Raw genomic sequence first — 13,814 nt, 5'->3', positions numbered from 1 at the left:
TGCAATCGTGGCGCGGCCGTCCGCTCAGGGCGTGCAATCAGTCGATGTCAGGACAGAGGAGGTGCGCGGGAATGGAACGCCGCAGGCGCCGGCTTCAGATGGATGAATTCGGCATTGGTGGTGCGGAACAGGAGCTCGACGGCGTCCGGCAGCAGCAAGACCGCCGGCGCCGTGAACAGCATGCTGCTCGCGAGCGAGATGGCGGCGCAGATCGCGCAATTGTCCGCCGGATGCCGATCGTTGTCGTGCCGCGTGGGCGCCTCGGGCGCGGTGACCTGGGCCGCGAGATCGGGCGTTGCCGAGGTCCCGACATAGGCGAGATCGAGCAGCGACAGGCCGCTCTGGACCGCGGGCGCGGCTTGCGCGGCCGCGATCGGGTGGAAATGTCCGAACGACAGCACGAACTGGACGGCGAGCGCGAACAGCGCCAGCCGCGAACCCGTCCTGATGTGTCTCCGGAACCAGTTCATGCCGATTGAGCCACCCGATCGGGACGGCGCTCATCCCCGGCCGCCCGATGTTACATTATAACATCGGAGGGAGACCACGATGTCAACGGTGGTTCAGACACACTGTGTCGATCCGTTGCTGGTGTGTGATTGAAGCAACGGGGGCGATCGGACATCGCGCGATATCGGGCTCAGCGTCCCTCACGCAGCCAGGTCGCTGCGAATGCGCCGAGCAACAGCAGCAGGCCTACCAGGCCGGCGAACATCGGCAGCACGCCGACGCCCTTGACCACGCTGGCGTCGCGCATCTTGACGCCGAGCCAGCCGTCGCCGCGGAAGATCGTGGAGGCGCGCACCGGCACGACGCGCGGCATGTCGAGACTTGATCCGTCGACGATGCGGCGTGCGTCGCCGCCGGTTGCCTGCGCCAGCGGCTTCAGCATGTCGGTGGTCGAGGTGACCTCGGAGAATTCCTTCGGGTTGGTCGGGCCGACATTGATCAGCGCTTTCAGCGTGCCGTCGGTGGCCTGCCACAAGCCGAGTTCGTTCGCGGGCAGCGTGGCGCGCCATTCGCCGGGATCGCCGGCGGTCAAGCTCAGTTCATGGGTGGCGCCGCTCGGCGACGTCACGGTGACCGGCGCGACGGTGTCGGCCATGGTCTGGCGCACCACCATCAGGTCCTTGCCCTGCACCCGCATGCGCAGCGCCTCTTCGTCGAGATCGGGCTGCTTCATCAGCCAGTGCGACACCCGCCGCAACAGGTCGAGATGCGGGCCGCCGCCTTCATAGCCGCGCGCCCACAGCCAGATCTGGTCGGACAGCAAGAGCGCGACGCGGCCTTCGCCGAACCGCGACAGCAGCAGCAGCGGCTTGCCGTCGGCGCCGGTCATGACCGGCGGGTTGATCGCGTTGCGGGTGTCGACGGTGCGGAAGAACCGGCTCCAATGCGGCGGCTCGGCGCTCGAGCCTTCCAGCCCGCGGGTCACCGGATGGCGTTTCCCGGCATCGCTGAGGTGCGCATAGAACGGCTTCTCCGTGACGCCGACCGGCTCGGCCGGCAGCACCGAATCCAGCGGCGTGCGCCAGATGCTGGTGGTCGAGGCGTAGTCCGGGCCGGCCGACACCAGTACCGCGCCGCCGGCACGGACATAGCGCGCGATGTTGTCGAAATAGGCGATCGGCAGCACGCCCTGGCGGGCATAGCGGTCGAAGATGATCAGCTGGAATTCGTTGATCTTCTGCTGGAACAGCTCGCGGGTCGGAAATGCGATCAGCGACAGCTCGTTGATCGGCGTGCCGTCCTGCTTCTCCGGTGGACGCAGGATGGTGAAGTGCACGAGATCGACGCTGGGGTCGGACTTCAACAGGTTGCGCCAGGTGCGCTCGCCGGCATGCGGCTCGCCGGACACCAGCAGCACGCGCAGCTTGTCGCGCACGCCGTCGATCGCGACGACGGCGCGGTTGTTGACCGGGGTCAGCTCGTTCTCGAGCGGCGAGGCCTCGATCTCGACGATGTTCGGACCGGCATGCTTGATGTCGATGTCGACGCTCGAGGTCTGGCCCGAGGTCAGCGTGCGCTCGTTGATCACCTCGCCGTCGCGGCGGATCGTGACCTTGGCGCGCTCGCCGGTGACGCCCTGGTCGTCGAGCCGGTAGGTGATGGTCTGGGTCTGGCCGACGATGCCGAAGCGCGGCGCCGCCGTGATCGCGATGCGGCGGTCGCGCTCGTCCTTACGGCCGGTGATCAGGGCGTGCACCGGTGCCTGGAAGCCGAGTGCCTGGGCGTTGGCGGGAATGTCGTGCACGCGGCCGTCGGTGATCATGAACGCGCCGGCGACGCGCTCGACCGGAACATCCGACAGCGCCGACGTCAGCGCGCCGAACAGTTTGGTGCCGTCGGTTTCGCCATCGGCCTGGCCGGCCTCGACGACGCGGACCTCGAGGCCCTTGATCTGCTTCAGGCTGTCGACCAGCGCCTGCTTGGCTTTCTCGGATTCCTGGTTGCGCGTGCCGAAATTCTGGCTCGGGCTCTTGTCGACCACGATGGCCGCGACCGAGCTTAGCGGCTCGTGGTCCTCGCGGGTGAAGGAGGGATTGGCCAGCGCCAGCAGGATCAGCGCCAGCGCGGCGACACGCACCGCGGCGCCGCGGGCGCGCGACAGCAGCAGTAGCGCCGCGATCACGACGATCGCGCCGAGCCCTAGCCACAGCACGATCGAAGGAACCAGCGGTGTGAACGCGATACCGTAGTTCATCTTATTGCCCCAGCCGCTCGATCAAGGCAGGCGCGTGCACCTGGTCGGCCTTGTAGTTGCCGGTCAGCGTGTACATCACGATGTTGACGCCGGCGCGGAAGGCGAATTCGCGCTGCCGCGGCTCGCCCGGCGTCAGCGGCAGCATCGGCTGCCCGTCGGGGCGGATCGCCCAGGCGCCGGCAAGGTCATTCGATGTGATGATGATCGGCGAGACGCCGTCGCCGCCGCGCGCCGGGCGCTGCGCGGCTTCGTCGTCGTCCTCGCGCGGCAGCGTCTCGACCCAGGTCTGGCCCGAGTTGAAGCGGCCGGGGAAGTCGCGCAGCAGATAGAAGGTCTTGGTCAGCACGTGCTCGCGCGGCACCGGCTCGAGCTCGGGCACGTCGAGGGTCGACAGCAATTCGCGCAGCGCCTGCATGCCCGGGGTCTGCGACGAGCCGTTGTCGCCGGGCGGCGCCTCGACGGCGTCACGGGTGTCGAAGATGACGGTGCCGCCCTGCTTCATGTAGGCATCGATCTTGTTGAGGGCGTCCTGCGGCGGCTTCGGCGCGCCGGGCACGATCGGCCAGTAGATCAGCGGGAAGAACGCCAGCTCGTCGCGCGCGGGATCGATGCCGACGGGGTCGCCGGCCTCCAGCGCGGTGCGCTGCCCGAGGAACAGCGTCAGGCCGGACAGCCCGGCCTTGACGATGGAATCGACGTCGGCATTGCCGGTCACGACATAGGCCAGCCGCGTCTGCGTGACGGCCTTGATCGCGAACTCATCGCTGGTCTCGGCCCGCGTCGAGGACGGTGCGATCGACACCAGCGTGAACGCGGAGGCGAACATCAAGGCGAGCACGGCCGGCGCGGCGCGCCGCCGGATTAGCGCGGCGAGTCCGCCGCCGAGCATCGCCACCACGATGGCATCGAGCAGGAACAGCGCGAGCGCGGTCGACAGCATGATGCCGCGGAGATCGCGCGGCTCGGCGTTGGTATAGGTCGCGCGTTTGGCGCGCAGTCCTGAGGTGTCGAGCGGCGCGATGCGGTCGGCCGAGGCCAGCGTGTTGACCGCGATCGGGCTCTCGGCGGTGCCGTAGAAGCCGGGTGGATGATCCGCGGTGCCGCGATCGCGATAATCCGCCGGCATCGGCTTGGCGGTCGAGGGCGGCGGGCCGAACGCGCCGAAGCCGTCGAGTGTGCGCAGCGGCGCAACCATCTCGGCGGTGGGATCGCTGGCGACGCCGGGGCCGGGCTTCGAGGTATAGCCGGACATGTCGATCAGCCGGCGCAGCATCTCGACGAAGGTGCCGGACATCGGCAGATCCGACCAGCGCATGTCGGCGCCGACATGGAACAGGCTGACCACGCCCTTGCCGCGATGCTCGCCGGTGACGAGCGGTGTGCCGTCTTCGAGCGAGGCCCAGCTCTTGGTCGCGAGCACGGCGTCGGGCTCGGCCAGCACCTGACGGCTCACGGTGATGTCCTTCGGCAAGGTGAGGCCCGCGAACGGACCGTCGGCGGCGAATGAGGCCATGTGTTGCGGCTTCTCCCAGGTCAGGCTGCCGCCGAGCGTGCGTCCGCCGCGGCGCAGCTTGACGGGAACGAGGTCGTCATCGGCCTGGGCGAGGCGGGGACCGGCGAAGCGCACCAGCACGCCCCCCTGTTCGATCCAGGCGTTGAGCCGGTCGCGAATCTCCGGCGACAGCGTGCCGACATCGGCCATCACGATCATCGGCAGCCGTTGATCGAGGAATTGCCCGATCACCTGCTGCGGCGCGCCGCGATCGCCGAGCCTGACATCGGCGAACGGCGACAGCGCGCGGGAGAGATAGAAGGTCGAGGCCAAGAGCGGCTGCGCGGTGTCGTTGCTCGCACCCGAGACCACGCCGATCGCGCGGCGGCGCCAGCGCCGGTCGAGCAGCTGCACGGCGCCGGCGGAGTGCTCGCCGGAGATTTCGAGCCGCGCAATGTCGTTGCGCAGTTCGACCGGAAGATCGAATGCCGCCTCGGTCTCGCGCTCCTGCGGGCCGAATGTGTAGCGGGCCTCGCCGATCGGCGAGCCCTTGGCGTCGACTGCGCGCACCGTACCCGCCGCGATACCGGTCTCGGTGCGCAGCACCTTCACCGTCATCTTGGCGGCGGCATTCTCGGCGGCGACCAGCGCCTGCGCAGATTGCGCGCCACCGGCATAGATCGTCAGATTGCGGCTCTCGATCACCTTGCCGAGACCTTCGGTGAATTCGCTGCCGCGGCCGGTGTCGACTCCGTCGGACAGCCAGGCGATGTCGCAGTCGCCGGTCGATTTGAGGAAACGCTCGAGCGCAGCCAGGGTTTCAACGCGATCGACCGAGTAGGGTTTCGGCGCGAGCTGGCGCAGCGCGACGCGCGCGGCACCGGCCGGCATCAGCGTGATGTCGCGCGCAGGCTCCGACAGCGGCACCAGCGCGACGCCGCGGCGGTCGCTGTCAGCATTGGTGATCAGTTCGTCCGCAGCCTTGATCCGCGCATCCCAGCTCGAAGCCGCGCTCCAGCCGTCGTCGAGCAGGATCACCAGCGGCTGCTTGCCGGCGGCAACGCCGGTCTGCGGATTCCAGATCGGCCCGGCGGCGGCGAAGATGACGAGCGCGGCGGCGGCGAGCCGCAGCAGGGTCAGCCACCATGGCGTGCGCGACGGCGTCTCTTCCCTCGGCGCAATGTCGAACAGCAGCCGGGTCGGCGGGAATTCGACCCGGCGCGGCCGCGGCGGCATCACGCGGAGCAGCCACCACAGCACCGGCAGGCTGACCAGTCCCAGCAGCAGCAGCGGTTCGGCGAAGGAGAGGGGGAGGCCTGCGATCATGCGCTGCGTCCCACCTTGACGGTTGAGCGGCCGCCGCCCTTGCTCACCATCATGCCGGCATGCAGGAACAGCAGCAGCTCGGCCGCGGAGCGGCTGGTGGTGTGGGTCGAGAACAGCCAGTCGAGCCGGTTGGTTTCGGCGCGGATCTGGTCGCGATGCAGCGCGACGCGGGCGACATAGTCGCTCGCCCAGCTCTCGGCGCGGCCCGCAGTGATGACGCTGCCAATCTCCGGCTCGACGAACTCGACGCGGCCCGAATAAGGGAAGCTCTCTTCAGCCGGATCGACGACCTGGATCATGGTGCCGTGCGCGCCCGAGGAGGAAAGCCCGGCCAACATCGTCGTGATCTCCGCGATCGGCGACCAGAAATCCGACAGCACGACGACTTCGGCCAGCGACGATGGCACGAAGGACGGCGGCAGGCTCGCGCGCGTCTTGTCGTCGTGCAACATCGCTTCCGCCATCTTGTCGATCACGTTGAGGCTTGCGGTCGGGTTCAGCAGGCCGGGAATGCCGACGCGTTCGCCGCCGGCAACCAGCAGCTCGGCCAGCGCGAAAGCCACGATCAGTCCGCGCTCCAGCTTGCTGTCGCGCGCCTCGCGCGAGGCAAAGGCCATCGAGGGCGAGCGGTCGGGCCAGATCCACACGGTGTGCGCGGCCTCCCATTCCTGTTCGCGGACATAGAGATGATCGTCGCGCGCCGAGCGGCGCCAGTCGACGCGCTGCGCCGGCTCGCCGGAGACGAAGCGACGGTACTGCCAGAAATTCTCGCCTGCGCCGGCGCGGCGGCGGCCGTGCAGGCCATGGATGACGTTGGCGGCGACGCGGCGAGCCTCAAGCACCAGGCGCGGCAACGATGCGGCGAGCGTTCGGCTTTCGCCATCGGCACGTCGAACCGCCAGGATTTCCTCGTTCTGGTGCCTGTTGTCTGCCGCCATCAACCAATCCGCGTCTTCAATTGCTTGATCACGTCCGGAATTGTGCGGCCCTCGGCGCGCGCCGAGAAGGTCAGCGCCATGCGATGCTTGAGCACGGGCTCGGCGAGATCGAGCACGTCGTCGATCGACGGCGCGAGGCGGCCGTCGAGCAGCGCGCGGGCGCGCACCGCGAGCATCAAGGCCTGGCTGGCGCGGGGACCGGGTCCCCAGGCGATCAGCTTGCCGGCTTCGCCGCCTTCGGTGCCGGGGCGCGCGGCGCGGACCAGCGTCAGGATCGCCTCGACCACGGAATCGCCGACCGGCAGGCGCCGCACCAGGCGTTGCGCCGACAGCAGCGTCTCGGCGTCCATCGACGGCTTGGCATGCGCCTCCTCGGCGCCGGTGGTTTCGAACAGGATGCGCCGCTCAGCGTCGCGATCGGGATAGTCGACGTCGATTTCCATCAGGAAGCGGTCGAGCTGCGCTTCGGGCAGCGGATAGGTGCCTTCCTGCTCGAGCGGGTTCTGCGTCGCGAGCACGTGGAACGGCTTCGGCAAATCGTGCCGTGCGCCGGCAATGGTGATGTGCTGCTCCTGCATGGCTTGCAGCAGCGCCGATTGCGTGCGCGGGCTGGCGCGGTTGATCTCGTCGGCCATCAACAGCTGCGCGAACACCGGACCCGAGATGAAGCGGAACGAGCGCTTGCCCGCCGAACTCTCGTCGAGCACTTCGGCGCCGAGGATGTCGGAAGGCATCAAGTCGGGCGTGAACTGGATGCGCTTGGCGTCGAGCCCGAGCGTGACGCCGAGCGTCTCGACCAGCTTGGTCTTGGCGAGACCGGGGACGCCGATCAGCAGCGCGTGGCCCCCGGACAGGATCGTCACCAGGGTGTTTTCGATCACCTGGCCCTGACCGAAGATGACCGTGGACACCGCTTCCTTGGCGGCCTTGATCTGGCCCGCGACCTGCTCGGCCGAACGGACGATCACATCCTCCAGTTTCTCGACGCTGTCTGCACCAGCCATTCGATCCGCTCCTTCTCGACGATTGCGCGATTCCCGCGTCGTCATCTCATGACCCTCATGCTAAACCTGCACGAAGGCCATGTATTCGTTGAATTAAACTATCCCCACCTTATCGGTATTTCAGGGTATGAACGGCATCACGATGTGGCGAGAATGTCATCCCGACCACATCTCAGGATACGTGCACCAAACGTGCCAGATTGAAGGTAGGAAACTTTAAGGCAAACAATGGCGAAGCAAGGGCAGAGCGATTCCGGCAGTGAAACTAAGGGGCTCGGAAGCAGCGGCCTCGAAGGGCTCACCACCGCTGCCAATCAAGCTGCGACATCGGGTCCTGCCGGCCGCAAGGGCCTGCCGCCGGTTCATTTGTGGAATCCGCCGTTTTGCGGCGATCTCGACATGCGAATCGCAGCCGACGGCACCTGGTTCTACCTGGGAACGCCGATCGGCCGCCCCGCGCTGGTGCGGCTGTTTTCCACCATCCTGAAGCGCGAGGACGGCAAGCACTTTCTCGTGACACCGGTGGAGAAGGTCGGCATCCGCGTCGACGACGCGCCGTTCCTTGCCGTGGAAATGCGGACCGAGCAGGACGCACGCGGCCGGTTGCTCAGGTTCCGCACCAATGTCGACGACTGGGTCGACTGCGAGAAGGGCCACGGCCTCAGATTCGAGGCCGCCGACGATGGCGGGCTGACGCCCTATCTGCATGTCCGCGCCGATCTATGGGCGAAGGTGACACGTGCGCTCTACTACGATCTGGTTGACATGGGCGAGGAGCGGATGGTCGATGGTCGGGAGATGTTCGGCATCGAATCCGGTGGCGAGTTTTTCGCGATGGCCGATGCCAGTCAGGTGAGGGGCGCACTTTGAACGAGCCGTTGCTGAAGGTGAAGTCGGCGACGATCAGCTCGACGGAATTCTTCGCGCGAGCCCGCACGCGGCTCAATTTCGAAGTGCCGCCGGGCCTGGTCGATCCGCATATCATTCCGCGCACCGGAGATTCCGGCAACGACCGCATGCTGGAGATCGTCGCCCAGGAGCAGCCGGTGCGGCCGGCAGCGGTGCTGATCCCGGTGGTCGATCATCCCGAGCCGACCGTGCTGTTGACGCAGCGCTCGCCGCATCTGTCGAGCCATGCCGGCCAGATCTCGTTCCCCGGCGGCAAGATCGACGCCACCGATGCCTCGCCGCTCGATGCCGCGCTGCGCGAGGCCCGCGAAGAAGTCGGGCTGAAGCGGGAATTCATCGACCCGGTCGGCTATCTCGACCTCTATGGCACTGCGTTCGGCTTCCGCATCCTGCCGACGGTTGCCAAGGTGCAGCCCGGCTTCACACTTGAGATCAACGAGGCCGAGGTCGTCGATGCCTTCGAAGTGCCGCTCGCCTTCCTGATGAATCCCGAGAATCATCAGATCCACACCAAGGAATTCCGCGGCATGGACCGGTCCTATTATGCGATGCCGTTCGCCGAGCGCTACATCTGGGGCGCGACCGCGGGCATCCTGCGGGTACTGTATGAGCGGATCTATCTGTCATGATCCGCACGGTGTTGACCGAGATCGGAATCTTTCTGATCCCTTTCGCGGTCTATGCCATCTTCCTGATCGCGACGCGGTCCGGCGTGACGCTGCCGGCGTCCTGGCCGCTCCATATGATCGCGAAGCTGACGCTGGCGGCGCTGGTGATGGTCATCGTGAGTTTCGTGCTGCTGGCCGAATTGACCGGGGCGCCGCCGAACTCGACTTACGTTCCCGCCCATATCGAGAATGGCAGGCTGGTGCCCGGAGTTGAGCGATGAGCGAGGTGCGCCTGCTGTCCGACGCGCCATGGCTCGCTTCGGGGCCGGCGGCGCGCGTGCTCGGTTTGCTCAATGCCGATGGCGAGGAGGCGCGGGTGATCGGCGGCGCTGTGCGCAACGCGCTGATGCGAATTCCGCTCGCCGATATCGACATCGCCACCACGGCGCCGCCGGAGGAGGTGATCCGCCGTGCCAAGCGGGCTTCCATCAAGAGCGTGCCGACCGGCATCGAGCACGGCACGGTGACGCTGGTCGTCGACGGCCAGCCGTTCGAGGTGACGACGCTGCGCGAAGACACCGAAACCTATGGTCGCAAGGCCAAGGTGGCGTTCGGGCGCGATTGGGTGCGCGACGCCGAGCGGCGCGACTTCACCATCAACGGTCTGTCGGTCGACGCCTCGGGCGTGGTGCACGATCATGTCGGCGGCCTCGCCGATATCGAGGCACGGCGGGTGCGCTTCATCGGCGATCCCGCGCAGCGGATTGCCGAGGATTATCTGCGCATCCTGCGCTTCTTCCGCTTCCATGCTGCCTATGCTGCCGGCGAGGTCGATCGCCTAGGCTATCTCGCCTGCATCAGTGGGCGTGCCGGCCTGACCGGTCTCTCGGCCGAGCGCATCCGCATGGAGATGCTCAAGCTCGTGGTTGCGCCCGGCGCAGCGGGCGCGGTGGTCGCGATGGGCGATGGCGGGTTGCTGCAGCCGCTGTTCGGCGGCATCGCCTATACCGGTCCGTTCGCGGCGATGATCGAGATCGAGCAGCTCATGGCGCTTGCGCCGAGCGCGATGCGCAGGCTTGCCGCACTGACGGTTGCGGTGACCGAGGACGCGCGGCGCATCGCAAGCCGGCTGCGGCTCTCCAACGCCGAGGCCAAGGCGCTCGATTCGATGGGCCATCGCTGGTGGCGCCTGCCCGGCATGGACGAGGCCCATGCCAAGCGCAGGCTCTACCGGCTCGACGAGCAGCCCTATCGCGATCGGCTGCTGCTCGCCTGGGCGCGCAGCGGCGCGGGCCGCGCTGTCGAGCAGTGGCGCGCGCTCGCCACGCTGCCGCAACGCTGGCGCGCGCCTCACTTTCCCTTGAGGGCGTCGGATTTCATCGCGCGCGGGATTGCCGAGGGGCCGGCATTGGGGCATGTCCTGACCTTGGCCGAGGATGCTTGGCTAGCCGCGGATTTCCCGCTCGATCCGCAGGTGTTGTCCGGCATCGCCGACCAGACCGTAGCCCGTTTCACCCGCGATCATCGGCTTTGAATTTCCTCTCCGGCTTCGCAGACATCTCGCTCCTTCAAATTCTGCTTGTCGCGGTCGTTGCGCTGTTTGCTTCCGTGATCGGCGGTCTCGCCGGCTATGGCACCGGCGCCTTGATGCCGCTGGTGCTGGTGCCGATGGTCGGCGCCGAGCCGGTGGTGCCGATCATCGCGATCTCGTCGATCTTCACCAATTCCAGCCGCTTCATCGCCTTCGTCAGGTTTGCCGACCGCCGAAAGGCGATCATCGTGATCGCGGCGGCGCTGTTCTCCACGGCGCTCGGCGCCTACGGCTATACGCGGCTGACCAGCGCCGGCGCGTCACTCGTGATCGGAAGCATGCTGATCCTGAGCGTGCCGCTGCGGCGGCTGCTGCGCAGGCACAGCGTCAGGATCGGCGAGCGCGGACTAGCCGCGGGCGCGGTCGGTTATGGCGTCGTGGTCGGCGGCACCGCGGGCTCCGGCGTCATCCTGCTGTCGCTGTTGATGGCAGCGGGCCTCGAGGGGGCGGCCGTGGTCGCAACCGATGCGGTGATTTCGCTGACCAGTGCCGCGGTCAAGATGACGGTGTTCGGCCTGACCGGCGTCATCACCGCGCAGGTGCTGGCGCTTGCGCTTCTGATCGGCCTGGTCGCGATTCCCGGCGCGTTTCTCGCCAAGGCCTTTGTCCAGCGGATGCCGGTGCATATCCACACCGCGATCCTCGATGCCGCCGTGATCACCGGCGGTGCGGTGATGATAACGAGCGCGTTGCGCGCGCTCTGAGTGGAAGCGGAGACGATGCTGCCGGCGCTTCGCCAGACAGCATCGCCTGAGAAATCTGACGCAGCCCTGTCAAGCGGCTTTGCGCTTCTTGCGGCCGCCGTGATCGTCGTCGTTCTCTTCTTCCTCGTCGTCCTCTTCCTCATCATCCTCTTCGTCGTCGTCGCCTTCCTCGTCATCTTCCGGATCGATCTCGGTCGATTCGAGCGCGACGAGCGGCAAGGTCTCGCGAAACAGGTCGCCGTCCGTGCCCATCCACAAACACTCGACCTTGTCTTCCTCGACTTCGACGACCGTGATCGGATGGCCGCCGGACTTCAGCATGACGACATCGCCTGGTTTCAGTTCCATGATTTTCCCTCCGCGCTGGATGACGCGGCGGCAGGCTAGCGACCGGCGAATGACAGTCCGATCACGGCCGGCGCCAGATTCGATGGAATGGACGTGGAAAACAGCCGTGATGTTTGTTTGAGCATGATCTTTTCGGAAAACCGGCTTCCACTTTTCCGGATCATGCTCTACTGCGCAGCGGGAACCAGCTCGCTCAACGAGCGGATGATGCGGTCCGGCTTGATGGTCGATCCCGGCGGCAGCCCGGCACCGTGCACATCCATCCAGATCGCATAGATGCCGAGCCGCTGCGGCGCCACGACTTCCCATTCGAGATTGTCGCCGATCATCCAGGTGTCGGCTGCGGTGACGCCGAGTGCCTGCATCGCGTGCAGGTAGGCGCGCTCCTCCGGCTTGCCGAAGCCGTGCTCGCCCTCGATCTGGATGTGATCGAAGCGATGGCCGAGGGCGAAGCGTTCGACCTTGGCGCGCTGCATGTCGGCGGCGCCGTTGGTGACCAGGGCGAGCTTGATGCCGAGCGCCTTGAACGCATCGATCGCTTCATGCGCGCCGGGGAAGACGAACATCTCCTCCTCGCGATAGGCGGTGAAGCGATCGGCGATGCGGTCCGCAAGTTCGTCCGGCAGCGCGCGGTGGCCGGCTGCCGCAAGCTGAGCGAAGCCGCCCCTCACCGTGAGTCGCCGTGCCTCGCCGAGCTTGATCCGCCAGATCGGCTCGGCGGTCGACCAGAATTGCCGGGCAGAGGCGAGCAGCGCAGTCGCGACCTGACCCGGTGGCAGCGGCGCGAGCTCGGCGGCGAATTCGGTGGCGATCGTGTTCCAGGCGATCTCGGGGCGTCCATAGGCCGACAGGATGGTGTCATCCATGTCGATCAGCATCGCGCGCGGCAGTTTCATTACGGCCATTTCACCTCCGGCGGCAGCGACGACAGGATCGAATCGACATTGCCGCCGGTCTTCAGGCCGAAGATGGTGCCGCGATCGTAGAGCAGGTTGAACTCGACATAGCGTCCGCGGCGGACCAGCTGCTCGTCGCGGTCCTCCGCGCTCCAGGCACTTGCGAAATTGCGCCGTACCAGGTCAGGATAGATTTTCAGGAAGCCGCGCCCGACGTCCTGGGTGAAGGCGAGATCGGCCTCCCAGTCGCCGCTGTCGTGCCAGTCATAGAAGATGCCGCCGACGCCGCGGGCTTCCTTGCGGTGGGGCAGATAGAAATACTCGTCGCACCACTTCTTGTACTTGTCGTAGTCGGCGACGCCGTTCGGCCCGCTGCACGCTTCCTTCATCGCGGCATGGAAGGCGACCGTATCCGGATCGTCCTGGGTGCGCCGCCGGTTCAGCACCGGCGTCAGATCGGCGCCGCCGCCGAACCATGCCTTGGTGGTGACGACGAAGCGGGTGTTCATATGCACGGCGGGCACGTTCGGATTGCGCAAATGCGCAATCAGCGAAATACCCGAGGCCCAGAACCTCGGATCGTCGGCGGCGCCGGGGATCTGGGCGCGGAATTCAGGGGCGAACTCGCCATGCACGGTCGAGCAGTGCACGCCGACCTTCTCGAACAGCCGGCCCTTCATGATCGACATCACGCCGCCGCCACCGGGCTTGCCGGTGTGGTCGGTGCGATCCCACGGGGTGCGCACGAAACGGCCGGCATCGCCGGGATAGAGCGCGGAGGGGGCGTCGTCCTCGAGCTTCTCGAAGGCCGCGCAGATCTCGTTGCGCAGCGCCTCGAACCAGCCGCGCGCGCGCGCCTTGCGGTCCTCGATGATGGCGGGGTCTGTTGGCAGCATGACTAACCTTGCGGGCCGAAATAGGTGCAGCTCTCGTTGCAGCTGTCGCGATGGACGCTGACGCGGGTCAGCCTGCCGGCGTGCTGCAAGCGCTCCCAGATGAAGCGCGACAGATTTTCCAGCGTCGGCACGCCGATCGCCTCGATCTTGTTGAGGAACTTGTGGTCGAGCGTCTTCTGCACCTCGGCCATCGCGCGCTCGAGCAGGCCGAGATCGATCACCATTCCGGTTTTCGGGTCGGGCGTGCCGCGGACGGTCACCTCGGCTCGAAAGGAGTGACCGTGAATCTCCTCGCTGGCGGTGCCAAAGGTCGTTCCGGACAGCGCATGCGCAGCCTCGAACCGAAACGCTTTCGTCAATTCCCACATCTCGTTCAACTATCCAGTTCAGCTTAGGTC

14 protein-coding genes are annotated in these 13,814 nt (G+C 66.9%); 5 read left to right on the top strand and 9 right to left on the bottom strand.

Annotation, left to right across the window (positions count from 1 at the left end):
* Nucleotides 1–47 precede the first annotated feature (47 nt).
* The 5 genes from ACVIW0_RS29205 to ACVIW0_RS29185 form a co-directional block, all read right to left on the bottom strand.
* A complete protein-coding gene (locus ACVIW0_RS29205) occupies nucleotides 48–470 on the bottom strand; it encodes a DUF2946 family protein (RefSeq protein WP_461355498.1) in 423 nt (140 codons plus the stop codon).
* 170 nt (nucleotides 471–640) lie between these two features.
* Entirely contained in the window at nucleotides 641–2,704 is a 2,064-nt protein-coding gene (locus ACVIW0_RS29200; RefSeq protein WP_461355497.1) for a hypothetical protein, read from the bottom strand.
* Between the two features lies 1 nt (nucleotide 2,705).
* On the bottom strand, nucleotides 2,706–5,519 hold the full coding sequence (locus tag ACVIW0_RS29195) for a DUF4159 domain-containing protein (RefSeq protein ID WP_461357457.1): 2,814 nt from the start codon (nucleotides 5,517–5,519) through the stop codon (nucleotides 2,706–2,708).
* On the bottom strand, nucleotides 5,519–6,460 hold the full coding sequence (locus ACVIW0_RS29190; RefSeq protein ID WP_461355496.1) for a DUF58 domain-containing protein: 942 nt from the start codon (nucleotides 6,458–6,460) through the stop codon (nucleotides 5,519–5,521). The genes ACVIW0_RS29195 and ACVIW0_RS29190 overlap by 1 nt, the downstream gene beginning before the upstream one ends.
* Nucleotides 6,460–7,464, bottom strand: coding sequence for an AAA family ATPase (locus ACVIW0_RS29185; protein ID WP_461355495.1), 1,005 nt, complete (start codon nucleotides 7,462–7,464; stop codon nucleotides 6,460–6,462). Before ACVIW0_RS29185 ends, ACVIW0_RS29190 begins: the two co-directional genes overlap by 1 nt.
* Nucleotides 7,465–7,692: 228 nt before the next feature.
* Between ACVIW0_RS29185 and ACVIW0_RS29180 the strand changes: the two genes are divergently transcribed.
* Genes ACVIW0_RS29180 through ACVIW0_RS29160 form a run of 5 tightly spaced genes read left to right on the top strand, consistent with a single transcriptional unit; the run spans nucleotide 7,693 to nucleotide 11,276 of the window.
* Nucleotides 7,693–8,334 (top strand): DUF1285 domain-containing protein, encoded by a 642-nt coding sequence (locus ACVIW0_RS29180; RefSeq protein WP_461355494.1) that lies wholly within the window; start codon nucleotides 7,693–7,695, stop codon nucleotides 8,332–8,334.
* Nucleotides 8,335–8,366: 32 nt separating this feature from the next.
* On the top strand, nucleotides 8,367–9,002 hold the full coding sequence (locus ACVIW0_RS29175; protein WP_461357456.1) for a CoA pyrophosphatase: 636 nt from the start codon (nucleotides 8,367–8,369) through the stop codon (nucleotides 9,000–9,002).
* The gene (locus tag ACVIW0_RS29170; RefSeq protein WP_461355493.1) at nucleotides 8,999–9,262 is read left to right on the top strand and encodes a DUF6111 family protein; all 264 of its coding nucleotides are present in this window, start codon (nucleotides 8,999–9,001) and stop codon (nucleotides 9,260–9,262) included. Before ACVIW0_RS29175 ends, ACVIW0_RS29170 begins: the two co-directional genes overlap by 4 nt.
* Entirely contained in the window at nucleotides 9,259–10,515 is a 1,257-nt protein-coding gene (locus ACVIW0_RS29165; protein WP_461355492.1) for a CCA tRNA nucleotidyltransferase, read from the top strand. The genes ACVIW0_RS29170 and ACVIW0_RS29165 overlap by 4 nt, the downstream gene beginning before the upstream one ends.
* Nucleotides 10,512–11,276 carry a TSUP family transporter gene (locus ACVIW0_RS29160; RefSeq protein WP_461355491.1) on the top strand — a complete coding sequence of 255 codons (765 nt, stop codon included), beginning with the start codon at nucleotides 10,512–10,514 and terminating at the stop codon, nucleotides 11,274–11,276. The genes ACVIW0_RS29165 and ACVIW0_RS29160 overlap by 4 nt, the downstream gene beginning before the upstream one ends.
* A gap of 69 nt (nucleotides 11,277–11,345) precedes the next feature.
* Here ACVIW0_RS29160 and ACVIW0_RS29155 read toward each other — a convergent pair whose 3' ends face one another.
* The 4 genes from ACVIW0_RS29155 to ACVIW0_RS29140 form a co-directional block, all read right to left on the bottom strand.
* Entirely contained in the window at nucleotides 11,346–11,597 is a 252-nt protein-coding gene (locus tag ACVIW0_RS29155; protein WP_461355490.1) for a DUF2158 domain-containing protein, read from the bottom strand.
* A gap of 194 nt (nucleotides 11,598–11,791) precedes the next feature.
* Entirely contained in the window at nucleotides 11,792–12,529 is a 738-nt protein-coding gene (locus ACVIW0_RS29150; RefSeq protein WP_461355489.1) for an HAD family hydrolase, read from the bottom strand.
* Nucleotides 12,520–13,416 (bottom strand): oxygen-dependent coproporphyrinogen oxidase, encoded by an 897-nt coding sequence (gene hemF, locus ACVIW0_RS29145; RefSeq protein ID WP_461355488.1) that lies wholly within the window; start codon nucleotides 13,414–13,416, stop codon nucleotides 12,520–12,522. The genes ACVIW0_RS29150 and hemF overlap by 10 nt, the downstream gene beginning before the upstream one ends.
* A 2-nt stretch (nucleotides 13,417–13,418) precedes the next feature.
* Entirely contained in the window at nucleotides 13,419–13,784 is a 366-nt protein-coding gene (locus tag ACVIW0_RS29140; RefSeq protein ID WP_016839716.1) for a 6-pyruvoyl trahydropterin synthase family protein, read from the bottom strand.
* Nucleotides 13,785–13,814 lie beyond the last annotated feature (30 nt).

The sequence above is a fragment of the Bradyrhizobium sp. USDA 4454 genome, assembly GCF_054822705.1.
This window is presented reverse-complemented; position numbering and strand designations above follow the sequence as displayed.